Consider the following 26,404-nt stretch of genomic DNA (forward strand, 5'->3'; position numbering starts at 1 on the left):
AGCGCCTCGTCGCGCGCTGCTTTATGACGCCATTTCAACAGGGAGAGTATCGGTGGCCAACCGCGTGCCTGCTTACGGACTTGCCAATCAGGGGATCGAAACCCCCGCCGAACTGCACTGGAATCTGCAGACGCCGGCGCTTGTCGAGCAGGCGGTGGCGCGCGGCGAGGGCATCCTTGCCAAGGACGGCCCGCTGGTCGTCGAAACGGGCAAGCACACCGGCCGCTCCGCGCAGGACAAGTTTACCGTCCGCGATTCGGAGACTGAGGACACCATCTGGTGGGACAACAACCGCTCGATGACCACCGACCATTTCGAGGCGCTGAAGGCCGACTTCCTCGCCGAGCTCGCCAAGAAGGACACGCTCTTCGTCGCCGACCTTTACGGCGGTTCGCAGCCGGAGCACCGCGTCCGGGTCCGCGTCATCAACGAACTTGCCTGGCACAACCTCTTCATCCGCACACTGCTTGTGCGGCCTGAGGCGGGCGACCTCGCCGGCTTCGAACCTGAATTCACGATCATCGACCTGCCGAGCTTCCGCGCGGATCCTGCGCGCCACGGCTGCCGCGGCGAGACCGTGATTGCCGTCAATCTGAGCCAGAAGATGATCCTGATCGGCGGCACCAAATATGCCGGCGAGATGAAGAAGTCGGTGTTCGGCATCCTCAATTACCTGCTCCCCGCCAAGGGCGTGATGCCGATGCACTGCTCGGCGAATATAGGCCCGAACGGCGACACGGCCGTCTTCTTCGGCCTTTCAGGCACCGGCAAGACGACGCTCAGCGCCGACGCCAGCCGCACACTCATCGGCGACGACGAGCATGGCTGGTCCGACACGGCCGTCTTCAACTTCGAGGGCGGCTGCTACGCCAAGATGATCCGTCTCTCTGCGGAAGCGGAGCCGGAAATCTACGCGACGACGAAGCGCTTCGGCACGGTGCTTGAGAATGTCGTGATCGACCCCGTTACGCGCGAACTCGATCTCGACGACAATTCGAAGGCGGAGAATACCCGCGGCGCCTATCCGATCGACTTCATCCCCAATGCGTCCGAAGCCAATATGGGCCCGGTGCCGCGCAACATCGTGATGCTCACCGCCGACGCGTTCGGCGTCCTGCCTCCGATCGCGAAGCTGACGCCTGACCAGGCCATGTACCACTTCCTCAGCGGCTACACCGCCAAGGTCGCGGGGACCGAGATCGGGGTCACCGAGCCTGAAGCTACCTTCTCGACCTGCTTCGGCGCGCCCTTCATGCCGCGTCACCCCAGCGTCTACGGCAACCTTCTCAAGGATCGGATCGCGAAGGGCAATGTCGATTGCTGGCTGGTCAACACCGGCTGGACCGGCGGCAAATACGGCACCGGCAGCCGCATGCCGATCAAGGCGACCCGCGCCCTCCTCAACGCCGCGCTCGACGGCAGCCTGAAGAATGTCGAATTTCGCACCGACGAGAATTTCGGCTTCGAGGTTCCGGTGAGCGTCCCCGGCGTCGACAGCGCGATCTTGAATCCGCGCGAAACCTGGGCGGACAAGGAAGACTATGACGCGACCGCGGCGAAGCTGGTGAAGCTCTTCATCGACAATTTCGCCAAGTTCGAGGAGCATGTCGACCAAGGGGTGAGGGAAGCTGCACCGAGCGCCGCCTGACGATCTAATCTAGAACTTCAGCTTTCAAGGGAGCGCTTCGGCAAGGGCCGAGGCGCTCCCTTTTTCTTTGGGGAGAAACGGAATGGAGGAAGAATACGAACCGCGCCTGTTCGCGGACGACGCAGCGGTGCGGCACATAGGGGAGGGGCTGATCCACTGCCGCCTGACGCGGCCAGAATGGACGCATGAGGCGCACCTCGCCGCCTGCCTCTACATCATCGTGGAACGTGCCGACATCGTAGCCGAACGTGACCTGCCGAATATCATCCGCCGCTTCAACGAAAGCGTCGGCGGCACCAACAGCGATACGGAAGGCTATCACGAGACGATCACGCAAACGTACGTCAAGGGCGTCCGCGCCTTCCTCGCCCGCACGAACCCGGCTCTGTCGCTGGCCGAGAAGGTGAACGCGCTTCTCAAGGCACCGGAAGGACACCGCGACTGGCCGCTCGGTTTTTACAGCAGCGAGCGTCTCTTCTCGGTCGAAGCGCGGGTCGGCTACATTCCACCCGATATCGCTCCGCTCCCTTAAGCCTTTGCCCGCGCGATATAGTCGTCCACATTCTTGGCTAGCACGTCGAGCGGGACGTTGCCGCCGAGAACGACGGTGTCGTTGAAAGCCTTGAAGTCGTAGCGGGGGCCGAGCGCAGCGCGGGCGCGGTCGCGCTGGCGGTTGATCTCCAGGTGCCCGACCTCGTAGCCGAGCGCCTGTCCCGGCCAGGTCGCGTACCGGTCGACCTCGCTGGCATTAGGGTCGCCCACCGCCTCGAGAAAATATTGCCGCGCCTGTTCGCGGCTCCAGCGCTTGGCGTGAAGCCCGGTGTCGACTACCAGCCGCGCCGCCCGGAACGCAATCGAGTTGAGGTAGCCGAGCCGCCCCACCTCGAAATCGTCATAGGCGCCAAGCTCGTCGGCCAGCTGCTCTGCATAGAGTGCCCAGCCCTCCGAATAGGCATTGAAGGAGAGGAGAGTGCGAATGAGCGGCAGCTTGTTGGCATATTCGCCCTGCCAGACGTGGCCTGGAATGGCCTCGTGATGGGTTAGGCTCGGCAGGTCGTAGCGTGTGTGCTCGAAGCCGGGCTTCAGGTTGATCCAGAACTTGCCGGGGATGGTGCCGTCGATCGACCCCGCGCCGCCGTAGGCGCCGGGTGCGCCGGGCTCTTCCTCGGGCGGAAGGCGCCGGACCTCGACATTGCCGGGAACCAAGGCGTTGAACGCCGCAGGCATTTTCGCGCGGATGAGGGCGAGGCGCTCCTGGATGAAGGCCATCACGTCGGCGCGGCCTTTGTCGTCGTCGGCAAACCGATAGCGCGGGTCCTTCTGGAGAGCCTGCATGCGCGCGCCGACCGGGCCATCCTTATAGCCGATGCCCCTGAGGATCGTATCCATGCGCGCGTGAAGCGTGCGCAGCGTGTCGATGCCAAGCTGGTGGATCTCGTCGGGGCTCATGCTTGTCGTCGTGGCCGCCTTCACCGCCCAGCGATAATATTGGTCGCCGTTCGGCCGCGCCCAGATGCCCGGCTCGCTCCGCGCGGCGCCACGCTGGAGCCTCAGTTCGGCAAGCTGGCGTTCGAGGGCGGGAACAACTTCGCCGGTCACGATGGCTCGGGCGCGACCGCTCCAGTCGCCGGCGATGCCCTTCTCCCGGGTGCGGCGTTCGAGGGAGTCCACCAGCCCGCCGCCCCTTCGAGCGCCTTCAAGGGAGGCCTCAAGCTGGGTGATCGCCTTGTCGAGCGCAAAGTCGGGCGGAACGAGACCGCGGGAGCGTGCCTCGCGGATTCGCTCAAATTCGCCGTCGAGTTGGCGCGGATAGGATTGAAGCCGCGCCAGATAGGCTTCCGCGTCGGCCGCATTCTCGATCTGATGCTCGGCATCGAGGAAACGCGGCACGTCGAGATAGGCGCCGACATTTTGAATCACCACGTAGGGCGTGTTACGCCAGCCGCCGACGGCAACGTCGCCATAGGGAAGGGCAAAGCCCTCAAGCGCGGTCGTATAGGCGCTGCGTACCACTTCGACGCTGGTGCGCGTCGCGTGCGAAAGGGACGAGGTGTCTATGGCGTTCGCGCGCGCCAGATCGGCTCTGATCGTGTCGGCGAGGCGCCGCTGCCCCCCGGGAGAGCGATCGCTGAGCTGCGACCGAAGCGCCGCATGCTCATCCTTGTCGATACCGAGGCTCGTTGCGGTCTCTGGGCTGAGGCGGAGCAGGCTCGCCGCGATAGATTCGAGCAGGGCGGTGGCCTCGCCTTCGCTCGCGGGGTACGCGGCAAGCGCAGCTACCGGAGCAGTAGTTCGCGCACAGCCGACTAGTGGAAGGGCCGCAGCGACTCCGAGGAAGTGGCGGCGGTCGAACTCGGTCATAAAGGCTCCGGCGGAATCGCTGATCGTCAGTCGGGGACTTGTGGGTTTGATGCGGGCTCGACGCGGAGGCAAGTGCCTTCGGCGCCGGTGATACGCATGCGGGTGCCGGGGGCGGCGTCGGGGCCGCGGGCGTTCCAGACGCTGTCGCCGAGCTTTACGCGGCCAGACCCGCCTTCGATGGCCTCTACGACCACCACGGTCTGGCCGACATGGCGGGCAAGGCGGTCGTTGAGCAGGGGATCGCTGCTCGGCACAGGGTTGCGATGATAATGGCGCTTGCCGAACCAGACCGAGCCGAGGGCGAACAGCGGAAACAGGCCGAGCTGAAAGGCGAGCGGCACGCCGAGCGCGGCGGCGATTGCCGTAAGCGCCGCGGCGCCGGCGAGGAAGATCAGGAACACGCCCGGCGCGACGATCTCCGCGCTGGCAAGGACCGCGGCGGCGATCAGCCAGACCCAGTGAAGCTCCAGCCCTTCGAGGTTCACTGTTCGGCCCCCTCGAACGGACCCTTACGTGGGCGGGGAGCGGGGGGTGGAGCGGAAGCCTGCGCGGTCTTGCCGATCGCGTCGCGCGCGAGCTCGCCGATGCCGCCCAATGTGCCGATCAGCTGCGTCGCCTCGACCGGGAACAGGATGGTCTTGGCGTTGGGCGAGGTCGCGAATTGGCTCACCGCCTCCACATATTTCTGGGCGATGAAGTAATTGATCGCCTGCGTGTTGCCGCCCGCGATGGCGTCGGAGACGACCTGCGTCGCCTTGGCTTCGGCTTCGGCGGCGCGCTCGCGGGCTTCCGCGTCGCGAAACGCGGCTTCGCGACGGCCTTCGGCCTCGAGGATCTGGCCCTGCTTCTCGCCTTCAGCCCGCAGAATGTTGGAGGCGCGGCTGCCCTCGGCCTCGAGGATCACGGCGCGCTTTTCGCGCTCAGCCTTCATCTGGCGGCCCATCGCGTTTACGATATCGGCGGGCGGGCGGATGTCTTTGATCTCCACACGGGTGATTTTGACGCCCCAGGCTTCGGTGGCCTGATCTACGACCGATAGAAGCCGCGCATTGATCTCGTCGCGCTTGGACAATGTCTCGTCGAGGTCCATCGAGCCCATCACCGTGCGCAGGTTCGTGGTCGTGAGCTGCATGATGGCGACGTAGAGGTCCGACACCTCATAGGCGGCCTTGGCGGCGTCCAGCACCTGGAAGAACACGACGCCGTCCACCTGGACCATGGCATTGTCCTTGGTGATGATCTCCTGCCCTGGAATATCGAGCACCTGCTCCATCATGTTTATCTTGCGACCGACCCGGTAGAAGAAGGGCAGGTAGAAGTTGAAGCCCGGCCGCGCGACCGCGGTGAAGCGGCCGAAATGCTCGATCGTATATTGGTAACCCTGCCGCACGATCTTGATGCCGGCGATCAGGTAGATGACCACCAGCACGATAACGAAGGTAATTCCGGTAATTTCCATAACGTTTGCCCCTCCCCAGGCGCGTCTTTCCGATATGATGTAGACAAACGGACAAGCTTCCAAGCAGAATCGGACGCATGAACCCGTCCGACCTTCGCCGCTGCCGCTCGCTGCTTTTCCTCCCCGCATCCAATCCGCGCGCGATCGTGAAGGCGCGAGCGCTTCACGCCGACATGGTGATCCTCGATTGTGAAGATGCCGTGAAGGCGGAGGAGAAGGATCAAGCCAGAGGCGCAGCGGTCGAAGCGGTGGCGGACGGCTTTCCGATGCTGACCGCCATCCGGATGAACGCGCCGGGGACAGAGGCGTTCGGCCGCGACGCAGTGGCGATCCGCGACAGCAAGGCCGATCTCGTCGTCCTTCCGAAGACAGAAACCTACAAGCAGGTTAAGGACGTCGTGAACCTCACCGGCAAGCCGGTGCTTGCGATGATCGAGACGCCGGCGGGCGTGCTCGCGGCAGCGGAGATCGCGCCGGCGACGGCAGGCCTGATCGCGGGCACCAACGACCTGTCGGCGGACCTCGGCATTCCCGCCGGCGCATCGCGAGCGGGGCTCAGCCTTTCGCTGCAGATGATCGTGCTTGCCGCCCGAGCCTTCGGCGGCCCAGCCTTCGACGGCGTCTGGAATAACCTTGAAGACAGCGACGGACTTGCCAGCCAGTGTGAGGAGGGAAGGGCGTTCGGCTTCGACGGAAAGTCCGTCATCCATCCGGGCCAGATCGAGACGGTGAACCGCATCTTTTCGCCCACTCAGGAAGAGATTGCCCGCGCCGAGAGGCTAGTTGCCGCGGCAAGCGGCGGCGCCGAAAGGTTCGAGGGCTACATGATCGAGGACCTGCACGTCGCCCAGGCGAAGGCGGCGCTGGCGAAGGCGGGATACACCCAGACACCCGAGGCCTAGCCTCCGTCGCATTCGGCACCTATGTAGCGGCACCGAATCCCGACAGGAACGACGCGACATGGAAATCAGCCTGGGACTCACTTTCGATGACGTGCTGCTCAGGCCTGCGGAATCGAGCGTGCTTCCAAGCCAGGCCGACACCCGCACCCGCGTTACTAAGGAGATCGGGCTCAACATCCCGGTCCTCTCTTCGGCGATGGACACGGTGACCGAAGCCGACATGGCGATCGTCATGGCCCAGCTCGGCGGCCTCGGCGTCCTTCACCGCAATTTGAGCGTTGAGGAGCAGGCAGCGGCCGTCCGCCAGGTGAAGCGCTATGAAAGTGGCATGGTGGTCAATCCTATCACCATGACGGCCGACCAGACGCTCGCCGATGCGCTCGAGTTGATGAGCCGCCACCGCATCTCCGGAATTCCGGTAACGGACAGCAAGGGGAAGCTCGTCGGCATCCTTACAAACCGGGATGTGCGCTTTGCGGAAAACCCGCGCCAGCCGGTGTCGGAGCTGATGACGAAGGATAATCTCGTCACCGTCAGCCCAGGCGTTCAGCAGGAGGAAGCGAAGCGGCTGCTTCACCAGCGCCGGATCGAGAAATTGCTCGTCGTGGATGAGAGCCAACGCTGCGTCGGCCTCATCACCGTCAAGGATATCGAGAAGGCGGTCACCTATCCCAATGCCACGAAGGACGGCTCCGGGCGCCTTCGCGTCGCCGCTGCGACCACGGTCGGCGACAAGGGGTTTGAGCGGAGCGAGGCGCTGATCGACGCCGAATGCGACCTGATCGTGATCGACACAGCGCACGGTCACAATATCGACGTAGCCGCAGCCGTCGAGCGGATCCGGAAGCAATCGAACCGGGTACAGATCGTGGCCGGTAATGTCGCGACGGCCGAAGCCACAAAGGCGCTAATCGGCGCGGGCGCGGACGCGGTGAAGGTCGGCATCGGTCCAGGCTCCATCTGCACGACTCGCGTCGTCGCAGGTGTCGGCGTGCCGCAGCTCACCGCCATCATAGACGCGGCTAACGAAGCAGCGAAGACCGACACGCCGATCATCGCCGATGGCGGGCTTCGCACCAGCGGCGACGTCGCCAAGGCATTGGCCGCGGGCGCTTCGACGGTGATGATCGGTTCGCTGCTCGCGGGCACGGAGGAAGCGCCGGGCGAGACCTTCCTCTACCAGGGCCGGAGCTACAAAAGCTATCGCGGCATGGGCTCGGTCGGCGCGATGGCACGGGGATCAGCCGATCGCTATTTCCAGCAGGACATCAAGGACCAGCTGAAGCTCGTCCCGGAAGGCATTGAAGGCCAGGTGCCCTATAAGGGGCCCGCGAAAGAGGTGGTTCACCAGCTCGTCGGCGGTGTCAAAGCGGCGATGGGCTACACCGGCGCGGCAACGATCCGCGAGCTTCAGGAAAAGGCCCATTTTGTCCGCATCACTGGCGCCGGCCTTCGCGAGAGCCACGTCCACGACGTGACGATCACCCGCGAAGCGCCCAACTATCCGACCCGCTAGGCCGTGACGCCCGCTGCCCGCGTACAGGCGGCGATCGAGCTTCTGGACGAGATCATCGAAGCGGCGCGCTCAGGCGGAGCAGCCGCCGACACCCTGATAGCCCGCTATTTCAAGACCCGGCGCTATGCCGGCTCGAAGGACCGCCGGGCGGTGCGGGAACTCGTTTATCGAGCCATTCGCAGGTCGGGTGAGCGGCCGGCGTTGGGTAGAGCGGCGATGCTTGGGCTCGCGCAGGAGGATGAGGCGCTGATCGCCCTATTCGACGGCGCACCGCATGGACCCGCGCCGTTCGAAGCTGGGGAGGCAATTGCCGACGCGTCCGTAGTCCCGGCGTGGCTTCGGGACCGCTTCGATCCTTTGGTCGACGAAGCAGAGTTTCCGGCGCTGCTAGAGCGTGCGCCGCTCGATCTGCGGGTAAATCGCCTGAAGGCTTTCGTGGATGAGGTTCGGGCAGAGCTACCCGAGTCGGTGCCGACGCCCTTGTCGCCGCTCGGGCTACGACTGCCGGAAGGCTTCGCTGCAGAGGATCATCCGCTCTGGCATTCGGGTGCCGTCGAGGTGCAGGATGAGGGAAGCCAGCTTCTCTCGCAGGCCGCCGCAGCGAAGCGCGGCATGTTGGTGGTGGATCTTTGCGCGGGGGCGGGAGGCAAGACGCTCGCGCTGGCGGCTGAGATGGCGAACGAGGGGCGGATCGTCGCTTCCGATGCCGATCGCAGCCGCCTGTCGCGGATGCAGCCGCGGCTCGAGCGCGCGGGCGTCACCATCGTCGAGCAGAGGCTGCTAAACCCGATGCGTGAGTTGGAGGCGCTGGCGGATATCAGGGGAAAGGCGGACGTCGTGCTGGTGGATGCACCTTGCTCCGGCACCGGCACCTGGCGGCGCAATCCGGAAACGCGCTGGCGGCTTACGCCCGAACGACTGTCGCGGCTCGTGAACCTGCAGGCGCATCTGCTCGACGTCGCTGCGGAACTGATGAAGCCAGGCGGCACTTTGGTCTATGCCGTTTGCTCGCTTCTGGCCGAGGAAGGGTTCGGTCAGGCCGAAGTGTTTGGCCGCCGCCGTTCAGCCTTGGTTTCGGAAGCTCTCGATATTTCGGGCGGACGAGCGTCGGGGTCCGGCCGTCTTCTGACCCCGGCCCACGACGGAACGGACGGGTTTTTCGTCGCGCGATGGAAGGCGTCATGCTAGGCTGCCGCTCGACAGGATGATGGAGACTTTAATGCGCCTTACGCCCATTGCACTTTCGGTTGCTCTCGCGCTGGCGACGATGGCGAGCGCAGGCCATGGGCAGAGGCCGGACGACCAGATCGATCCCCGCTCCATCGAACTGACGAAGCAGGGGGAGGCGCTGACCGCCTCCGGCCAGCTCGACGCGGCCATCGACACGCTGGAAAGCGCGCTCGTTCTCGATCCGCGCAACCGCGGCGCCTATATCGGCCTGGCGCGGGTCGCCCAGGCGCAGAAGCTTCCCGGCAAAGCGATTGGTCTTTACGCCGAGGCACTGAAGATCGAGCCGAACGACGTCAACGCGCTTGCAGGGCAGGGTGAGGCTCTGGTTCAGCGCGGCGCGATCGAGCGCGCAAAGAAGAATCTTGAGCGGGTGCGGACGGCCTGCAAGACCGAATGCGCGCAGGCGACGACGCTTGCCGCGGTGATCGCGAAGGGTCCGCCCGCGGAAGTGCTGACGGCTCAGCGCCCCGAAATTGGCGCGCCGAGGGTCAACAACTAAGCAGCCGCGCGATAGCGACGAATTCGTCAACGCTGAGAGTCTCGGCTCGACGTTCCGGGTTAATGCCGAGCTCTTCCAGCGCCTGAAGCGCGCCCGGCAGGCTCTTGAGGCTACTGCGGAGCATCTTCCGCCGCTGGCCAAAGGCGGCAGCAGTTACCTTCTCGATCACTTCCGCCGAAACGCCTTCTGGCGCCTCTTTCGGAACGATGTGCACCACCGCCGACATCACCTTTGGCGGCGGAACGAAGGCGGAGCGGTGTACCTTCAGCGCAAGCTTCGCCTCGCTCCGCCACTGCGCCAGCACCGACAAGCGCCCGTAAGCGGAGCTACCGGGCTTGGCGACGATCCGCTCGGCGACTTCCTGCTGGAACATCAAAGTCAGCGACTTCCAGAAGGGCGGCCATTGCTCGCCGCCGAGCCAGCGGACGAGCAGGAGGGTGCCGACATTGTAGGGGAGGTTGGCGACGATATGCGCACCTTCTCCTGCCTCGGCGCGCTCGTCGATGGCGAGAGCGTCGCCTTCAATGATCTTGAGGCGGCCATCGGAAGCTTGGTTCAGTTCGCCCAAAGCGGGAAGGCAGCGCCGATCTCGCTCAACAGCGGTGACATTGGCACCCGCCCTAAGCAGCGCGCGGGTGAGCCCGCCCGGTCCGGGGCCCACTTCGTAAGCGCGCTCGCCCTCTAGCGCTCCCGGAATGCGAGCGATGCGATCGAGCAACTGTTCGTCGAGAAGGAAATTCTGACCGAGCGCTTTCGATGCGCTGAGGCCATGTCGGGCAATCACATCACGGAGCGGCGGCAGATCCTTCACGCCGCTTGCGCGATCCGCTCCGCCGCCTCCGCCGCAATCCGAAGAGCGGCCGTCATAGCGCCCGGATGCGCCATGTTCTTGCCAGCAATCTCGAAAGCGGTGCCGTGGTCCGGCGCCGTCCGGACGATGGGGAGGCCCAAGGTCATGTTGACGCCAGCGTCGAAGTGCAGCGTCTTTAGCGGGATCAAAGCCTGATCGTGATACATGCAGAGCGCCGCATCGTAGCGTTCGCGCATCCGCTCCTGGAATAGTGTGTCCGCGGGATGTGGGCCGGTCACGTCGATGCCCTCCTCGCGGAGCCGCTCGATGGCCGGAATGACGATGTCAATTTCGTCACGGCCCATGGCGCCATCCTCGCCCGCATGCGGATTGAGGCCGGCGACGGCAATGCGGGGCTCGGCGATCCCGAACTGACGTTGCAGCCCACGGGCCGCGGCACGGCCCTTGGCGACGATCAGCTCGACGGTGAGCGCTTCCGGGACTTCCCGAAGCGGAAGGTGCACAGTCACCGGCACGGTGCGCAGCGTCGGCCCGACCAGCATCATTGCCGCGGTCTCGGCCGCGATACCGCATCGTTCGGCTACGAATTCGGTCTGCCCCGCATGGGTAAAGCCGACAGCATAGAGCTGCGCCTTGGAAACCGGGCCGGTGACGAGCGCAGACGCGGCGCCGGAGCGGGTGAGGCCAACGGCAAGCTCCAGTGCGTCGAGGCTGCTCCGCGCGCCTTCTAGGTCGGGCTGGCCGGGAACGACCGCGCTTCCGTCGACTCGGATGACAGGGAGGGCTTCGCGGAAGACCGCGGGCGCCTGCGACGGATCGTCGATGGTCCGGACCGGGCCCTTCCAGACCGCTTCGATCGCGTCGGTGCTGCCAACTGCGAAGAAAGGCGAAAAACCTTCCGCCTCCCGCCTTTCCCAGCTTTTTGCAATGACTTCCGGACCGATGCCGGCGGGATCCCCGACCGCGACCGCAAGCGCCTTGGTCAAGCCGCGTCTATCCTCAGCGGTAATCGACGACCGCGTCGCGGCGGAGGTCGCGAAGATAACGGCGCGCCCGCATGGCGACCCTTTGCTCTTCAAGCTGCGCATAGACCTGCTCGGCCGAGGGAAGCTGCGGCTCGGAAGCCGACTCCCGGCCGCAGACGACCAGGACGCTGACGCGGTCGGAAACCGAACCGAAAGGGCTGGTGGACTGGCCGATGTTGAGCTTTAGCAGCATCTCCTGCAGCGGACCCGGAAGCTCGCGTACCGGAACCTGATCGTTGGAGGTGACTTCCGCGCCGATCGTCTGCGCCGCCTGCTCAGCGTTGCCGCAGCCGCCCATCGTCTGGGCCGTGCGGATCAGGCGCTCGACCTGGGGCGTCGCTTGCGCCTGCGTAGTGCCGGCGGGGAAGCGGAGCGAAAGCTGCTTGAGGCTTAGCACCGCGTCGCGCTCGTCCGGCATCAATTCCTGACGCGTGTCCTGGACGAGCAGGATCGAATAGCCGCCGGCCACCGGGATCGGGTTGCTGACCTGACCCACGGGCAGCGTCTGAGCCGCCTGCGGAAGCGGGTCGGGCAGCTGGTCGGCGCTCACCCAGCCGAGGTCGCCGCCAACCGCCGCGGTCGAGGCTTCCGAAAACTGGCGGGCATAAGCGACGAAGGGCGCGCCTTGCCGCACCTGCTGAACGATCCGCTCGGCATTGGCGCGGACCTGCGCGTCATTCTCGGCGGTCGCGGCAAGGAAGATCTCGCCGATCTTGTACTTGCGCTCGCCCTTGGACGCGTTGAGGCGGTCGATCACCGACTGCACTTCTTCCTGCGAGACGTTGACGAACGGCTGGATCTGGCGGCGCTGCAGACGGACCCAGGCATATTCGGCCTGGATCTGGCGCTTCACCGTGCGGTCCGAAGCGCCGATCGTCTTCAGGAATTCCGAAAATTGCTCGGCGGTGCGGCCGAAGCCCTGTGCATATTGGGCATAGGCCTGATCGATCTCGCGCGGCTCGACCTTGATTTCCTTGGCTTCCGCCTCCTGGATCTGGAGCGTCTCGTCAACGAGATTGGTCAGCACCTGCTGCCGAAGCCGCTGCGCCTCTTCGTCGGTGATCTGGTTGCCGTTCTGGCGCACGGAATAGAGCACCATCGCAAGGCGATGATCGAGATCGGTGCCGGTGATCACATGGCCGTTGACGATCGCAGTCGCCTTGCGGACCGTCGGATCGACATTGCCGAGGAATTGCGGGTTGGCCGGGATGTTGAGCCCTGGGGGCGAAGTGGGGCTCTGCGCACCCTGCGCCACCGCCGCAGCCGCCACGAGCGAAGTCGCCAATATGACCGCCGGGCTCCGAAAACTACCGAGCTTCATCATTCCTCCAGTAAATTGAGGCCGCTACCTATGCGGAAAACTTGCTGAACGCGACCTTAGCGGCCCAAGTTCTTCAGCGCCACCCTGAACAGGAAGGTGTTGCCGCGGCGGAAGTCGCCCGTCGTGTCGTAATCCCGTCGCCAGGTGACGCCAAGTTCGATGCACTCGTCCTCATAAGCGACGCCGAGCCGGTGCCGGACGGGCTCATAGCCGTCAGCGAGCGAGAAGGGGTCTTCGTCCTTGTTCGACAGGTCGACGATCGTCGAACCGAAGACGGACCAGTAGCCGGCGAAGCGCACCCGGCCGCCTAGCCGCAGCTCTTCGCGATCGCGAAGATCCTCGATGCTCGGGTCAATGTCTCGGTTGAGGCGGAGATAGCCGATCGTCGCATAGGTCTGGCGACCGCCGAGCGCCGCGTCGAGTTCGTTCCGGCGAAAGGCGAGATTGTCCTTGTCGAGCCGGAAACGGTGAACGAGGCTGAGGCGGCGACCGAACTTTACCGTGGTGCGACCGACGAAATCGGAGAAACGATCGGAAAGGCCGGTGCCTTCGGGCAGAATGCTCGGCTTGCGGCTGAGCCGGTAGCTCTGGCCGAAGGTGGTGCGGATGGCGATCCGCGGAATATCGAGCGCCCAGTCGGCGCCATAAGTGACGCGGGCCCCGTCCTCCCACCGATCGTAGCCGGGAAAGCGGTTGAGGGCGAAGAGGTTAGAATCTTCAAGGTCGACCGAGCGGGCGTCCTCGTTCGGAATGTCGAGATTTTCAGTCGGCGGCGAGGCGACGATCTGGATGCGCGGCGTCAGGCGCTGGGTGCCCCCCAACAAAGAGCCGATGAACGGCCAGCGCATCTCGGCAGCAAGCGCGCCGATCGCGCGACCATGCCAGCCTTCGTCGCCGCGATAGCTGGGCGTCAGCGTCAGCTCCGTCTCGTCCGTATGATAGATGTCGCCGCGCGCATAAGCGGTGAGCAGCAATTCCTGCCCCCAGGGGGTAAGGCTGCGGCGGTCCCAGCGCGCGCCGGCAAAGGCGCGCTGGGTGTCCTGCCCCTCGGTACGGAGAATGGCGAGGCTGTTCGCCTGCAATTCCAGTCGGCCGTTCCAGAAAGCGTCGTCGATCCGCCACCGCGCGTCGATGGCGGGAAGGGCGAAGGGCTGCTGGCCGGCGATGTCGGTCGTGCGAAGCCCCTGAAACGCCCAGCCGGCGATGGAGATATAGCTGTCATCGGTGATCCGCTCGGCATTCACCACCGAACGCAGCCGGTCATCCCGCGAAATGTCGTAGCGGCGAAGGAAGGTACGATCGGTGACGTAACGGCCTGCCGCGGTGATGCTCCAATAGGGGTCGAGCTGGAACTTGCCATTCCCCTCCAGATAGGCGCGGATGCCCTCATCCTCCTCGTCTGGGGTCGTGGACGAGAGCGGGTCGATCTTGATCCTCGATCCGTGCGTGACAAAGGCGCCGACCTGGTAGGCGCCGAGGCGCGTCAGCTCCCGGTAGCGCCCTTCGAGCATCGGCAGCACTTCGGTGTAGACGTGCGGCGCCAGCGTCAGGTCGCGATTGGGCGCGAGCTTCATGTAGTAAGGAAGGCTGAACTCGACGCCGTTGCTGCGGCTGATCCGCACTTCCGGCACCAGGAGGCCGCTTCCGCCGCCGCCGCTCCCGTCCGGATGCGACAGGCCGGGAAGCGCGATGATCGGCGTTCCGAACAGGTTTAGGCGCGCGCCTTCGTAGCTGATCCGGTTGCGGACTGGGTCGTGTACCACGCGGACCGCATTGATCGACCAGGTGGGGTCCTTCGGGCAGCCTTCTTCGCTTAGCACCGAGCAGGGCGTGTAGGCGCCGCGATGAACGACGGTATAGCCGTTTCGCCGCTCCGCGCTCTGGGCGGCGATCCGCCCGCCATCCTCCAGCACGAGCAGCAGGTTCTGCACCATGCCGTCGCGGAGCGTGTCCGTAAGGACGATATTGTCGCCATAGGCGGCATCGCCTGCCGGATTGACGATCTTCACATTGCCTTCGGCGCGGACTTCGCCGGTGCGGCGGTTCCAGGTCACGCGGTCGGCGCGGATGCTGTTGCCCTCGCTCCGCATCCGCACTTCGCCCGATGCAACTACGATGTCGCCATTGTCGTCATAAGTCAGCTGATCGGCGGTAAAGGCGACTTCGCGCTCTTCCGCCGCGGCGGGCGGGGGCGAGGTTTGCGCCGCGGCCATATAGGGCATGCAGAGCAGCAGCGGCAGCGCGGTCCGGCAGATGAGGTCTATCTTCGTCACTGGTTCCGCTAACTTTAAGCCCAGCCGGTTGGCGCCCGCGAACAAAGGAGCCTATCGCACCGGAAACCGTTCCCCGCAATGGCAGAGGCGCCTGTTTCTGCCTTTGCCAGCCGCAACAGTCTTGCCTATCAGGGCCGCCGACACCGCTGGTCCAGTCCAAGGAGTTTCCGGATCCATGAAAGTCAGTTTCGCCGCCACGCGTCCCGAAGGCAGCTACGCACTCGCCATTCCCGTCTGGAGCGAGGACCAGATCGCCGACCGGCTGAGCGGCTTCGATCAGGCCGCACGTGAGCTTGCGGTACGTGCGGCGGATGCCCAACGTTTCGAGCGGGAAGCAGCAAGCATCGCGGAAAGCTTCATCAACGAGGGCGACCGCGCCCGCCGCCTGCTGATTGCCGGTCTGGGCGGGACCCGCGACGACGATGCCCTGTTCGAGAAAGTAGGCGGAGCGTTAACGGCGAAGCTCCTCTGCTCGGGCGAAACGAAGCTGGTGATCGACTTGAGCGGCCTCAATTTCGACGGCAACGCGGCGGCGCGCTTCGCCTTTGGCGCGGCGGCGCGGGGCTGGCGCTATGACATCTACCGGACGAAGCTCGGTGAGAAGGCGAAGCCGACGCTTCAGGAGATCGTGGTCGTCGGTGGCGACGAGGGTGCTGACGGCGCGTGGGCCAACAGAGCCGCCTTGCTGGAGGGCATCTCTTTCACCCGCGAACTCGTCACAGAACCCGCTAACGTCATCTACCCGGCGAGCTTCGTCGAACGCGCCCGCGCTGCCCTCGAGCCGCTCGGCGTCGAGATCGAGGTGCTGGACGAAAAGCAGATGGCCGACCTCGGCATGTTCTCGCTGCTCGGCGTCTCGCTCGGCTCCGCGCAGCCGCCGCGCCTCCTTGTCATGCGCTGGAACGGGGCAGGGGACGCGAACAAGCGCCCCGTCGCCTTCGTCGGCAAGGGCGTTACCTTCGACACCGGCGGCATTTCTATCAAGCCAGCGCAGGGCATGGAGGCGATGAAGTGGGACATGGGCGGCGCCGGTGCGGTCGCAGGCGCGATGAAGGCGCTCGCCACCCGCAAGGCGAAGGCGAACGTGGTCGGCATCTGCGGCCTCGTCGAGAATATGCCCGACGGCAAGGCGCAGCGCCCGGGCGACATCGTCAAGAGCATGTCCGGCCAGACGATCGAGGTCATCAACACCGACGCCGAGGGCCGTCTGGTGCTCGCCGACGCGCTGACTTACGTGCAGCGCACCTATAAGCCCGAAGTGGTGATCGACCTTGCGACCCTGACCGGCGCGATGATCATCTCGCTCGGCTATGAGTTCGCCGGCATGTTCACGAACGACGACAATCTCGCCGTGCAGCTTGCCGATGCGGGCATGAAGACCGGCGACAAGCTTTGGCGCCTGCCGATGGGCGAGGGCTATAACAAGATCATGGACTCGCAGATCGCCGACATGCGGAACAGTGCTGGACGCGAGGGCGGATCGATCACCGCTGCCTGCTTCCTCGGCCGCTTCATCGAGGAAGGCACGAAGTGGGCTCACCTCGACATCGCCGGCACCGTCTGGGCGGAAAAGCCGGGCAATCTCTGGGACAAGGGCGCAACCGGCTTCGGCGTGGCACTCCTTGATCGGTTCATCGCCGCCAACCATGAGGGCTGAGGCGGCGGGCTGATGCTCGTCGACTTCTACCATCTGGCTTCATCGCCGCTCGAACGTGTCCTTCCGCAGATCTGCGAGAAGGTGCTCGCGAGCGGCGAAAGGCTGCTGATCGTGGCAGAGGAGCGGCTGCTCGACCAGCTCGACGCGCAGCTCTGGAACTACGCCCCCGACGCCTTCCTGCCGCACGGACGGAGCAATGCCGAAGCGCAGCCAGTGCTGCTCTCAACCGCGCCCGAAGCAGGCAACGGCGCCACCAACGTTGCCCTTGCCGACGGCCAGTGGCGTGAGGAGGCACTGACCTTCAACCGCACCTTCTACTTCTTCGACAGCGTCCTTCTGGACGAAGCCCGCTCTGCCTGGCGAGCGCTGAAGGGGCGGGAGGGCGTCGAACCCCGTTACTGGAAGCAGGATGAGCGCGGCAAATGGGTGCAGGGGCCCTGAGCCTTGCCCTTTTCAACGTCTCCTCCTAGAGAGCGCGCCAATTCTTTCACGTCAATCAATGGAGCTTCATCGGCCATGGCGACCGAGCGCACTTTCTCAATCATCAAACCGGACGCGACCCGCCGCAACCTGACCGGCGCCGTCACCAAGATGCTGGAGGATGCGGGCCTCCGTGTGGTCGCCTCGAAGCGCATCCACATGAGCCGTGAGCAGGCGGAAGGCTTCTACGCCGTTCACCGCGAGCGCCCCTTCTTCAACGACCTCGTCGAATTCATGATCTCCGGCCCGGTCGTCGTGCAGGTGCTGGAAGGCGAGAATGCCGTGGCAAAGAACCGCGAAGTCATGGGCGCCACCAATCCGGCCAACGCCGACGAAGGCACGATCCGCAAGGTGCACGCTGAATCGATCGAAGCGAACAGCGTCCACGGCTCGGATAGCCTCGAGAACGCGAAGATCGAGATCGACTACTTCTTCAAGTCGGACGAAATCGTCGGCTGAGCCTCTCCCCGAAGCGTTCGGCAGAAGGTGTCGAGCGCTTCGGGATAGATGCGGTGCTCTTCCTTGAGCACGCGCTGCGCCAGTATTTCCGGCGTTTCATTGGGACGAATACGCAGCTTCGCCTGGGCGAGCACCGGTCCGTCGTCCAATTCCTCCGTCACAACATGCACTGAGCAGCCGGCGAAGCTCTCGCCGGCCTCGATCGCACGCCGATGCGTGTCGAGGCCCTTGTAGGCAGGCAGCAGCGAAGGGTGGATGTTAAGGATGCGGCCTTCCCAAGCCCGGATGAATTCCGGCGACAGCAGCCGCATATAGCCGGCGAGCGCGAGCACCTGGACGTTATGGCGGCGGAGCTCCGCATCCATCAGCATGTCGAACGCGGCGCGCTCCATGCCCTTGTGGCTCTTCGCCCAAATCCGGAGGCCGAAGATCTTCGCCGCCATCAGCCCGCGCGCGTCCGGATCGTTCGACGCGACGAGGGCGATCTCATAGGCCCGGTCGCCGCGGCGGTTCCATTCTTCCAGCGCCACGAAATTGCTGCCGCGTCCCGAAATGAGGACGCCGACCCGGACCTTCTCAGCCATTATGCGTCGCGGTCCAGTCTCCGCGCCCGCCCCAGGTTCCGCCGCTGCCGGACACGGTGCAGCCCTTCTCGCCCGGTTTGATACGGCCGATCTGGAAGACCGTTTCCCCAGCCTGCTCAAGCTCTTGCTGGAGGTCGTTCAGATCATCCTGCGAAACGACCAAGGCCATGCCGATGCCGCAATTGAAGGTGCGCGCCATTTCCTCGGGCTCGATATTCCCCTGCGCCTGAAGGAAGGCCATCAGCCGCGGCTGCGGCCAGGCATCGGCGTCGATATGGGCATGAAGTCCCTCCGGAAGCACCCGTGGGATGTTCTCGAGGAGACCGCCGCCGGTGATATGCGCCAGGGCATGGATGCGCCCGCTGCGGACGATCGGGAGCAGCGACTTCACATAAATGCGTGTCGGCTCCAGCAGCGTCTCGATCAGGATCCGGTCCTGATCGAACAAGGCCGGGCGGTCGAGCTTCCAGCCCTTGTCCGCCGCAAGACGCCGCACCAGCGAGAAGCCATTGGAATGGACGCCTGAGGAGGCAAGGCCGAGGATCACGTCGCCGGCCTGCACCTTGTCGTCCGTCAGCGCCTCGCCGCGCTCGACCGCGCCGACGCAGAAACCAGCAAGGTCGTAATCGCCCTCGGCATACATGCCGGGCATTTCCGCCGTCTCGCCGCCGATCAGCGCGCAGCCCGCAAGCTTGCAGCCTTCGGCGATGCCGGCGATGACCTGCTCGGCAACGCCGTTCTCCAGCTTCCCGGTCGCGAAATAGTCGAGGAAGAAGAGCGGCTCGGCGCCCTGCACGATCAGGTCGTTGACGCACATGGCCACAAGGTCGATGCCGACGCCGCCATGTCGGCCGCTGTCGATGGCGAGCTTCAGCTTCGTGCCCACGCCGTCATTCGCCGCCACCAGCAGCGGGTCTTTGTAACCGGCCGCCTTAAGGTCGAAAAAGCCGCCAAACCCGCCCAAAGACGCGTCCGCTCCAGGCCGCGCGGTGGCCTTGGCTAGTGGTCCAATCGCCTTCACCAGCGCATTGCCGGCGGCGATCGAAACGCCCGCTTTGGCATAGGTGTAGGATTCGTCCGGCTTTTCGCTGTCTGTCATATTGGCCGCGTAACCAGATCGCGCTTGGATTTCCACGTTCAACTCGCCAAAAGGCGGCCTGTGAAGCTTCTTCGACGTCCTCTCCCCCTCATTTCGCTCGGCCTGGCTCTCGTTTTGGGAGGCGGCGCGCTCTACGCGCAGCTCGAAGGTGCCGACCGCGGCATTCCGCCGGTCGAGAGCGAAACCACCTATGAGGTGAACGGTATCGAGGTGGACGTCGTCGGGCCCGATGCTGAGGCTGCGCGGCTCGCCGGGTGGCGCCAGGCGCAGCAGAAAGGCTGGGCCGCGCTCTGGGCCGGCATGAACAAGAGGCCGCAGGCCCAAGCACCCAAGCTTGCCGATTCGGTCCTGAACCAGATGGTTTCCAGCATCGTGATCGAGCAGGAGCAGATCGGTCCCCGCCGCTATATCGCTCGGCTCGGCCTGCTGTTCGACCGCTCGCGGAGTGCCCAGGCGCTCGGCGTCGCGACAGGTCCCGTCAGCCGGTCGCAGCCGATGCTGGTGATCCCGGTAATGCTGACCGGCTCCTCCTTCCAGAGCTTCGAATCCCGCAATGCCTGGCAGGCGGCCTGGGCGCGCTTCCGCACCGGCAACAGCGCGATCGATTATATCCGCCCGGTCGGCAATGGCGTCGATCCCCTGCTCCTGAACGCCGCGCAGACGCGCCGCCCGGGCCGCGGATGGTGGCGGATGATCCTCGATTTCTACGGCGCGTCGGACGTGATCGTACCGGAAGTGCGGCTGAAACGGTCCTATCCGGGCGGTCCCGCCATCGGCACCTTCACCGCCTGGCACGGTCCCGACCGGCAGATCATCGCCCGCTTCTCGCTTCGCGCCGGGAACAGCGCCAGCATCCCGGCGATGCTGAGCGAGGGTGTCAGGCGTATGGACATCGCCTATCAGCGGGCGCAGGCGGCGGGCTTCCTCGCATCCGACCGATCGCTGGTGGTGCAGGAGCCGGCCATCCTCGCCCGCCTCGCCGAGCTGATCGAGCAGCGGAACGCGCCCGAGCAGAATGCCGACCCGTCGGCGACGGTGCGGGAGCCGAGCACTGCGCCGACTGCGCCGATCCAGGCAGGCGGCGCACAAAGCTTCAATATTCAGGTCGCGACGCCGACCGCCGAATCGATCGGTCAAGCCGAGCTTGCGGTCAGCCGCGTTTCGGGCGTCACATCCGCGCTCACCACCAGCCCGGCTGTCGGCGGAACATCGCTGATGCGCGTCACCTATGGCGGCGACGTGAATGCACTTGCCGCTGCGCTTCGTGGGCAGGGGTGGAATGCGCAGATCGTCGGCGGCAACGTCCTGGTCATTTCGAGGTAAGGGCGTGGATCAGATCGCCCTTCCGCTCAACTGGCCGGTCGCGGAGGGGGATGAGGATTTCCTGATTTCGGACGCGAACCGCCTGGCTTTCGAGCATCTGAAGCGTTGGTCGGTCTGGCCGCTCGCCGCGACCCTGCTGACTGGTCCGCGTAAATCCGGTCGGAGCCTACTCGGCCGCATCTTCGTGCGGAAGACGGGCGGGCGGCTGTTCGACGATGCCGAAAGCCATGAGGAAGAAGCGCTCTTTCACGCCTGGAACGAGGCGCAGGAAAAGAGGCGGCCGCTGCTCATCGTCGCCAATGCGCCGCCGCCACAATGGGAGGTGTCTCTTCCGGACCTTCGCTCCCGGCTCGCCGCAACGCCGCACATGCAGATCGGGGAGCCGGACGATGCGCTGCTCGGCAACCTTATCGTGAAGCTGCTCGGCGACCGCGGGATTGCCGCGCCGCCGGAAGTCGCCGAATTCATTCTTCCGCGGATCGAACGCAGCTATGTTGCCGTTCAGCAGACGGTCGACGTCCTCGACAGGGCCTTGCTGTCGCACCATCGGCGCATGACCGTGCCGATGGCGCGCAATGCGTTGACGGAGGCCAGCCTGATCAAGAGAGCGAGAAACCGCGCCTGAAGCCATGACCCGACCCGCCGCAGCCAACCTCAATGAACGCGACGAACCCGTCTCCACGGAAGCGCGGAGCCGCTATTTCAACCGCGAACTCTCCTGGCTGGCGTTCAATCAGCGGGTTCTGGAGGAGGCGGAGAATCCCAATCATCCGCTGCTGGAGCGGCTGCGCTTCCTCTCCATTTCGGGCAACAATCTCGACGAATTCTTCATGGTGCGGGTGGCGGGCCTGAAAGGCCAGCAGCTCGCCAATGTCGAGGAATGTTCGGTTGATGGGCTGAACCCCGCGCAGCAGCTTGCCGCCGTGGCCGCGGAGACTGACCGCCTGACCGGTGCCCAGCAGCGCGTCTGGGAGCATCTGAAGCGCCTTCTCTCAGAGACCGGCGTCATCGTCCTCGCCGACGGCGACATTGATCGCGAAGCCGGCGAATGGCTCGACCGCCACTTCGCCGAGCAGATTTTCCCGGTGCTGACGCCGCAGGCGATCGACCCCGCCCATCCGTTTCCGTTCATTCCGAACCGCGGCTTCTCCCTGATCTTCGACCTGAAGCGACCGAAGGATGAGGAACCGATCCGCGAATTGCTGATGGTTCCGGCGACCCTGCCGCGCTTCATCCGCCTGCCGGGCGACAGTTGTCGCTATGTGCCGATCGAAACTTTGATCCGACGCCAGATCGGCAAACTTTTCCCCGGCTACGAAGTACTCGGCGAAGGCGCCTTCCGGATCATCCGCGACAGCGACATCGAGGTCGAGGAAGAAGCCGAAGATCTCGTCCGCTTCTTCCGGAGCGCGATCAAGCGCCGCCGTCGCGGCCGTGTCATCCGCCTGAAGCTCGAGGCCGGCATCCCTGAGGATCTGGCGGAGCTAGTCCGCGAGGGTCTCGATGCAAGCGAGGCCTTGGTGTCGGAAGCAACCGGCTTCCTCGGCATCAGTGACCTCGAGGCGCTCGTCGAAGAGGACAGGCCCGACCTCAAATTTCCGCCTTACACGCCGCGCTTCCCGGAGCGGGTGCTGGAGCATGGCGGCGACTGCTTCGCCGCGATCCGCAGCAAAGACATCGTCATCCACCACCCCTATGAGAATTTCGAGGTGGTGATCGCATTCCTGAAGCAGGCAGCGGCGGACCCGGACGTAGTCGCGATTAAACAGACGCTCTACCGCGCCGGCAAGCAGTCGGCGATCATCCGTGCCCTTATCGACGCGGCCGAAGCCGGCAAGTCGGTGACCGCTGTAGTCGAACTGAAGGCGCGCTTCGACGAGGAGCAGAACCTCCTCTGGGCCAATGCGCTCGAGCGCGCTGGCGTTCAGGTCGTCTACGGCTTCATCGAATGGAAGACCCACGCCAAGGTGTCGATGGTCGTTCGCAGGGAGGAGAAGGGCTACCGGACCTACTGCCACTTCGGCACCGGCAACTACCATCCGATCACCGCGCGCATCTATACCGACCTCAGCTTCTTCACCGCCGATCCGCGGGCGGGGAGGGATGCCGCCCAGCTCTTCAACTACATCACCGGCTATGTGGAGCCGCGCGATCTCGAGCTTCTCACCATGTCGCCGCACGGCCTCCGCGAAGGACTAACCGAACTGATCGACGGCGAGATCGCCAATGCCCGTGCGGGCAAGCCGGGCGCCATTTGGGCGAAGATGAATTCTCTCGTCGACCCTCGCATCATCGACAAACTTTATGAGGCGAGCGAGGCGGGCGTCGATATCGAGCTGATCGTTCGCGGCATCTGCTGCCTCCGGCCCGGGGTGCCGGGCCTTTCCGAAAACATCAGGGTCAAATCGATCGTCGGCCGCTTCCTGGAGCATAGCCGCATCTGGTGCTTCGGAAACGGGGACGACCTGCCGAACCGGGAGGCGCGGGTCTACATCAGCTCGGCCGACTGGATGCCGCGCAACTTCGACCGGCGTGTCGAATATATGATGCCGATCGAGAACCCGACCGTGCATGCCCAGATCCTGGATCAGGTGATGGTCGCGAACCTCATCGACAATGAACAGAGCTGGCGGTTGATTCCCGATGGCAGCTACGAGCGGGTCGAGGTGGACGGAAAGCCGTTCAACCTCCACCGCTACTTTATGACCAACCCATCGCTTTCGGGGCGCGGCGCGGCGCTCCGGAACAGCGATGCCGTGCCGAAGCTCAGGCTTCGGCGGCGTGAGGACTGATCTCCAGGTGGACCGGAAGCCCGTCGCGATCATCGACATCGGGTCGAACTCGGTGCGCTTGGTGGTTTACGCCGGCGCGCCGCGCATCCCGTCGATCATCTTCAACGAAAAGGTGATGGCCGGCCTCGGCAAAGGGCTAGCAAAGACCGGGCAGCTGTCGGAAGGCTCGCAGGAAAGAGCGCTTGCCGCCATGCGCCGCTTCCGCATCCTGGTGCGGGAGATGGGCGCCGGCCGCACCCGCGTCGTTGCCACCGCCGCCGTCCGCGACGCCAGCAACGGCGCCGCTTTCCTAGACAAGGTACGCGCGCTCGGCTTCAAGCCAGAAATACTGTCGGGCGAGGAAGAGGGCCGGATGGCCGGCTTCGGGGTCCTTTCCGCGATCCCAAGGGCCGACGGCATCATCGGCGATCTCGGCGGCGGCAGCCTCGAGTTGGTGGACGTCGAAGACGGCGAAATCATCAGCAGCATATCGCTGCCCTTCGGCGTGCTACGCCTGCAGGCTCTCTGCGAAAAGGGCGACGGCGAACTCGCCAAGACGCTCAACAAGGCGATCGCCGGCTTCGGCTTCCGGAAGCGGGGCAAGGGACGGCCTTTCTACATGGTCGGCGGCTCGTGGCGGACGCTCGCCCGGCTCGACATGATGCTGACCGGCTATCCTCTGCCGATCACGCACGAATATCATATGGCACCGGAGCGGCCTGCCGAACTCAGCAAAACCATCGCCGGCATCAGCAAGGAAGATGTCGAAAGCGTCCACTCCCTCTCCCTCTCCCGCGTGCCCCAGTTGCCCTATGCCAACATGCTGCTGCGTGCGCTCGTCGACGAGCTTCGCCCGAGCGAACTTATCGTCTCCAGCTTCGGCATCCGCGAGGGACTGCTCTACGACGATCTCGACCGCCGCACCCGCGCGGTCGATCCGCTGCTCGCGGCGGCGCGGGAGGCGGGGAGAGGCCTTGGCCGCTTCGCCGAGCATGGTGAGCTGCTCGACCGCTGGATCTCACCGCTTTTTGCCGACGATGCGCCGGCGACTGCCCGGCTCCGGCTCGCCGCCTGCCTTCTCGCCGACGTTGCGTGGCGCGCCCACCCTGATTTCCGCGCCGAACGCGGCCTCGATATGGCCCTCCACGGCAACTGGGTGGGGATCGATGGCCCCGGCCGCGTGATGATGGCGCAGGCGCTTTACTGCAATTTCGGCGGCAGCGACGAGGATTTCTCGAACCTCGACGTGGCGCGGCTTTGCAGCAAGGAGCGGCTCCACCGCGCATCGCTCTGGGGATTGGCCATGCGGCTCGGCCAAAGGTTCAGCGGCGGCGTGGCGGCCAGCTTGGAGCGAAGCCGCCTCTACAGGAAAGGCGATATGCTGCGGCTAGAGCTGAAGAAAGGCGACGAGGCGCTATTCGGCGAATCCGTCGAGCGCCGCCTCAAGACCCTGGCGAACGCGCTCGGTTGTCCGTTTGAAGCGGTCGCGGTCTAGCCGCAGGTAATACCGCGCACCCGGTTGCCAGCATCGAGCTGCACATTCACCCGGCCTTCGCGAAACTCCATCGTGACGATCTGGTCTGGTTGAAGCCAGCGGAGCGTCGTCGCGCCCGTTAGCCGCAGCACTTCCGCGCCCGTTTCGCTCGTCGCCTGACGCCCGACCAGCCCCTGCGCAGGTGCCGCCTCGCAGCTTCCGCCGCCGCCATGAACAGGAATGTCGCCGACCGGCATCGCAGGCGGAATGGTCGCGCAGGCTGCGGTTATCAGCAATGCTCCAGCAGCGAGAAAACGCGTCATCATGCCTCAGCCTCCGTTCGTGTCATCGAAAGCTTGCCGTTCTTGATCGCGAAGGCAAGGCGCCCTTCCACGAGGTCGAGCGCATCCCGCCCGAACTCTTCGAACCGCCACCCCTCCAGGATTGCCAGCCCCTCACGCTTGCCCGCCGCAAGAAGCTCTAATTCCTCCGACCGGGCTACGAGCCGCGCCGCGACATTGCTCTCCCGCGCCCGGATCTTGAGCAGAAGCTTCAGAAGGTCCGCCACCAGCGCCCCTTCCTTGCCAAGGCCGGGCTTCCGGTCCTCGCGCGGCGGCATTTCGTCGGCGGGAAGATCGGTTGCATTCTTCAGCGCCTCCATCATCCGCGCGCCGATGTCGTTGGTCTTCCAGCCCGGCGACAGCCCCCGCACCCGCGCCAGCGCATCCTGATCCCTCGGGGGATGCGCGGCGATATCGGCCAGCGTCTCGTCCTTCATGATGCGGCCGCGCGGCAAATTCTTGTTCCGAGCCTCATTCTCACGCCAGGCGGCAAGCGCCTTCAGCCGCCCGAGCACGTCCGCCTTGCGGCTCGGCATCCGCACGCGCTTCCAGGCGACATCGGGATCATTGGCGTAATTGGAGGGATCGGCGATCCGCTCCATCTCCTGGTCGAGCCAGGCGCCGCGGCCCGTCTTCCGCAGCCGCTTCAGCATCCGGGGGAAAAGCTCGGCGAGATAGGTAACGTCGCCGATCGCATAATCGATCTGGCGCTTGTCGAGTGGCCGCCGCGCCCAGTCGGTGAAGCGCGCGCCCTTGTCGAGGCTCTTGCCGATCAGGCTTTCCACAAGGTTCGAATAGCCGACCTGCTCCCCAAGCCCCAGCGCCATCGCCGCGATCTGCGTGTCGAACATCGGGTGCGGTGTCTTGCCGCTGAGATTGTAGATGATCTCTATATCCTGCCCGCCGGCATGAAAGACCTTTAGCACGTCCTCGTTGTTGACGAGGAGGTCGAGGAGGGGCGTCAGGTCGAGGCCTTCCGCCTTCGGATCGACGGCAGCGGCTTCCTCCTCATTCCCGATCTGCACGAGGCAGAGATCGGGCCAATAGGTATTCTCGCGCATGAATTCGGTATCGACCGCGACGAAGTCGGAGCGGGCGAGGCGTTCGCACAAAGCGGCAAGCGAGTCGGTGTCGGTGATCAGAGGATGGATGCGCATTTCGCCGCTCTCTT

General features: G+C 65.0%; 24 protein-coding genes. 13 read left to right on the forward strand and 11 right to left on the reverse strand.

The window, feature by feature from the left end; translation table 11 throughout:
- The first annotated feature begins 52 nt into the window (after positions 1 to 52).
- Positions 53 to 1,648 (forward strand): phosphoenolpyruvate carboxykinase, encoded by a 1,596-nt coding sequence (locus VGD10_RS06280; RefSeq protein WP_331039948.1) that lies wholly within the window; start codon positions 53 to 55, stop codon positions 1,646 to 1,648.
- Between the two features lie 82 nt (positions 1,649 to 1,730).
- Entirely contained in the window at positions 1,731 to 2,180 is a 450-nt protein-coding gene (locus tag VGD10_RS06285; protein ID WP_331039949.1) for a hypothetical protein, read from the forward strand.
- Here VGD10_RS06285 and VGD10_RS06290 read toward each other — a convergent pair.
- From VGD10_RS06290 to VGD10_RS06300, 3 genes are read right to left on the reverse strand one after another with little or no spacing between them, the layout of a single operon-like run.
- A complete protein-coding gene (locus tag VGD10_RS06290) occupies positions 2,177 to 4,009 on the reverse strand; it encodes a DUF885 domain-containing protein (protein ID WP_331039950.1) in 1,833 nt (610 codons plus the stop codon). The genes VGD10_RS06285 and VGD10_RS06290 overlap by 4 nt on opposite strands.
- 26 nt (positions 4,010 to 4,035) lie before the next feature.
- Positions 4,036 to 4,494, reverse strand: a complete 459-nt coding sequence (locus VGD10_RS06295; protein WP_331039951.1) for an NfeD family protein — start codon at positions 4,492 to 4,494, stop codon at positions 4,036 to 4,038.
- Positions 4,491 to 5,468: an SPFH domain-containing protein gene (locus tag VGD10_RS06300; RefSeq protein WP_331039952.1), complete on the reverse strand. Its 978-nt coding sequence runs from the start codon at positions 5,466 to 5,468 to the stop codon at positions 4,491 to 4,493. The genes VGD10_RS06295 and VGD10_RS06300 overlap by 4 nt, the downstream gene beginning before the upstream one ends.
- A 77-nt stretch (positions 5,469 to 5,545) precedes the next feature.
- Here VGD10_RS06300 and VGD10_RS06305 point away from each other — a divergent pair, with 77 nt between their 5' ends.
- The 4 genes from VGD10_RS06305 to VGD10_RS06320 are packed head-to-tail and all read left to right on the forward strand — an operon-like array spanning position 5,546 to position 9,615.
- Positions 5,546 to 6,370 carry a CoA ester lyase gene (locus tag VGD10_RS06305; RefSeq protein ID WP_331039953.1) on the forward strand — a complete coding sequence of 275 codons (825 nt, stop codon included), beginning with the start codon at positions 5,546 to 5,548 and terminating at the stop codon, positions 6,368 to 6,370.
- Positions 6,371 to 6,428: 58 nt separating this feature from the next.
- Complete coding sequence (guaB, locus tag VGD10_RS06310; RefSeq protein WP_331039954.1) at positions 6,429 to 7,886, forward strand: IMP dehydrogenase; 1,458 nt, start codon at positions 6,429 to 6,431, stop codon at positions 7,884 to 7,886.
- A gap of 3 nt (positions 7,887 to 7,889) precedes the next feature.
- The gene (locus VGD10_RS06315; RefSeq protein ID WP_331039955.1) at positions 7,890 to 9,074 is read left to right on the forward strand and encodes an RsmB/NOP family class I SAM-dependent RNA methyltransferase; all 1,185 of its coding nucleotides are present in this window, start codon (positions 7,890 to 7,892) and stop codon (positions 9,072 to 9,074) included.
- 31 nt (positions 9,075 to 9,105) lie between these two features.
- Positions 9,106 to 9,615, forward strand: a complete 510-nt coding sequence (locus tag VGD10_RS06320; RefSeq protein ID WP_331039956.1) for a tetratricopeptide repeat protein — start codon at positions 9,106 to 9,108, stop codon at positions 9,613 to 9,615.
- On the opposite strand, the gene rsmA is transcribed toward VGD10_RS06320, so the two are convergent.
- The 4 genes from rsmA to VGD10_RS06340 form a co-directional block, all read right to left on the reverse strand.
- Positions 9,605 to 10,426, reverse strand: coding sequence for a 16S rRNA (adenine(1518)-N(6)/adenine(1519)-N(6))-dimethyltransferase RsmA (gene rsmA / locus VGD10_RS06325; protein WP_331039957.1), 822 nt, complete (start codon positions 10,424 to 10,426; stop codon positions 9,605 to 9,607). The two genes, VGD10_RS06320 and rsmA, sit on opposite strands and share 11 nt — an antisense overlap.
- Positions 10,423 to 11,412 (reverse strand): 4-hydroxythreonine-4-phosphate dehydrogenase PdxA, encoded by a 990-nt coding sequence (gene pdxA, locus VGD10_RS06330; RefSeq protein WP_331039958.1) that lies wholly within the window; start codon positions 11,410 to 11,412, stop codon positions 10,423 to 10,425. The genes rsmA and pdxA overlap by 4 nt, the downstream gene beginning before the upstream one ends.
- 13 nt (positions 11,413 to 11,425) lie before the next feature.
- On the reverse strand, positions 11,426 to 12,736 hold the full coding sequence (locus VGD10_RS06335; RefSeq protein WP_331039959.1) for a peptidylprolyl isomerase: 1,311 nt from the start codon (positions 12,734 to 12,736) through the stop codon (positions 11,426 to 11,428).
- 92 nt (positions 12,737 to 12,828) lie between these two features.
- Positions 12,829 to 14,994: an LPS-assembly protein LptD gene (locus VGD10_RS06340; RefSeq protein ID WP_414639506.1), complete on the reverse strand. Its 2,166-nt coding sequence runs from the start codon at positions 14,992 to 14,994 to the stop codon at positions 12,829 to 12,831.
- A 226-nt stretch (positions 14,995 to 15,220) separates the two neighbouring features.
- Here VGD10_RS06340 and VGD10_RS06345 point away from each other — a divergent pair, with 226 nt between their 5' ends.
- The 3 genes from VGD10_RS06345 to ndk all read left to right on the forward strand — a co-directional run bounded on the left by VGD10_RS06345 (position 15,221) and on the right by ndk (position 17,641).
- A complete protein-coding gene (locus tag VGD10_RS06345; RefSeq protein WP_331039961.1) occupies positions 15,221 to 16,702 on the forward strand; it encodes a leucyl aminopeptidase in 1,482 nt (493 codons plus the stop codon).
- Between the two features lie 12 nt (positions 16,703 to 16,714).
- Positions 16,715 to 17,143 carry a DNA polymerase III subunit chi gene (locus VGD10_RS06350; RefSeq protein ID WP_331039962.1) on the forward strand — a complete coding sequence of 143 codons (429 nt, stop codon included), beginning with the start codon at positions 16,715 to 16,717 and terminating at the stop codon, positions 17,141 to 17,143.
- 75 nt (positions 17,144 to 17,218) lie between these two features.
- On the forward strand, positions 17,219 to 17,641 hold the full coding sequence (gene ndk, locus VGD10_RS06355; protein ID WP_331039963.1) for a nucleoside-diphosphate kinase: 423 nt from the start codon (positions 17,219 to 17,221) through the stop codon (positions 17,639 to 17,641).
- On the opposite strand, the gene purN is transcribed toward ndk, so the two are convergent.
- Positions 17,608 to 18,225 (reverse strand): phosphoribosylglycinamide formyltransferase, encoded by a 618-nt coding sequence (gene purN, locus VGD10_RS06360; RefSeq protein ID WP_331039964.1) that lies wholly within the window; start codon positions 18,223 to 18,225, stop codon positions 17,608 to 17,610. The two genes, ndk and purN, sit on opposite strands and share 34 nt — an antisense overlap.
- Positions 18,218 to 19,324 (reverse strand): phosphoribosylformylglycinamidine cyclo-ligase, encoded by a 1,107-nt coding sequence (gene purM, locus VGD10_RS06365; protein WP_331039965.1) that lies wholly within the window; start codon positions 19,322 to 19,324, stop codon positions 18,218 to 18,220. The genes purN and purM overlap by 8 nt, the downstream gene beginning before the upstream one ends.
- 60 nt (positions 19,325 to 19,384) lie before the next feature.
- Here purM and VGD10_RS06370 point away from each other — a divergent pair, with 60 nt between their 5' ends.
- The 4 genes from VGD10_RS06370 to VGD10_RS06385 are packed head-to-tail and all read left to right on the forward strand — an operon-like array spanning position 19,385 to position 24,913.
- Positions 19,385 to 20,647 (forward strand): heavy-metal-associated domain-containing protein, encoded by a 1,263-nt coding sequence (locus tag VGD10_RS06370; protein WP_331039966.1) that lies wholly within the window; start codon positions 19,385 to 19,387, stop codon positions 20,645 to 20,647.
- A 4-nt stretch (positions 20,648 to 20,651) separates the two neighbouring features.
- A complete protein-coding gene (locus tag VGD10_RS06375; protein ID WP_331039967.1) occupies positions 20,652 to 21,272 on the forward strand; it encodes an HdaA/DnaA family protein in 621 nt (206 codons plus the stop codon).
- A 4-nt stretch (positions 21,273 to 21,276) separates the two neighbouring features.
- Complete coding sequence (locus tag VGD10_RS06380) at positions 21,277 to 23,439, forward strand: RNA degradosome polyphosphate kinase (RefSeq protein ID WP_331039968.1); 2,163 nt, start codon at positions 21,277 to 21,279, stop codon at positions 23,437 to 23,439.
- A complete protein-coding gene (locus VGD10_RS06385) occupies positions 23,429 to 24,913 on the forward strand; it encodes a Ppx/GppA family phosphatase (RefSeq protein ID WP_331039969.1) in 1,485 nt (494 codons plus the stop codon). Before VGD10_RS06380 ends, VGD10_RS06385 begins: the two co-directional genes overlap by 11 nt.
- On the opposite strand, the gene VGD10_RS06390 is transcribed toward VGD10_RS06385, so the two are convergent.
- Positions 24,910 to 25,218 carry an I78 family peptidase inhibitor gene (locus VGD10_RS06390; protein ID WP_331039970.1) on the reverse strand — a complete coding sequence of 103 codons (309 nt, stop codon included), beginning with the start codon at positions 25,216 to 25,218 and terminating at the stop codon, positions 24,910 to 24,912. The genes VGD10_RS06385 and VGD10_RS06390 overlap by 4 nt on opposite strands.
- On the reverse strand, positions 25,215 to 26,390 hold the full coding sequence (gene rnd / locus VGD10_RS06395) for a ribonuclease D (RefSeq protein WP_331039971.1): 1,176 nt from the start codon (positions 26,388 to 26,390) through the stop codon (positions 25,215 to 25,217). Before rnd ends, VGD10_RS06390 begins: the two co-directional genes overlap by 4 nt.
- Positions 26,391 to 26,404 lie beyond the last annotated feature (14 nt).

This window comes from Allosphingosinicella sp., from assembly GCF_036402135.1.
Classification (GTDB): Bacteria; Pseudomonadota; Alphaproteobacteria; order Sphingomonadales; family Sphingomonadaceae; genus Allosphingosinicella.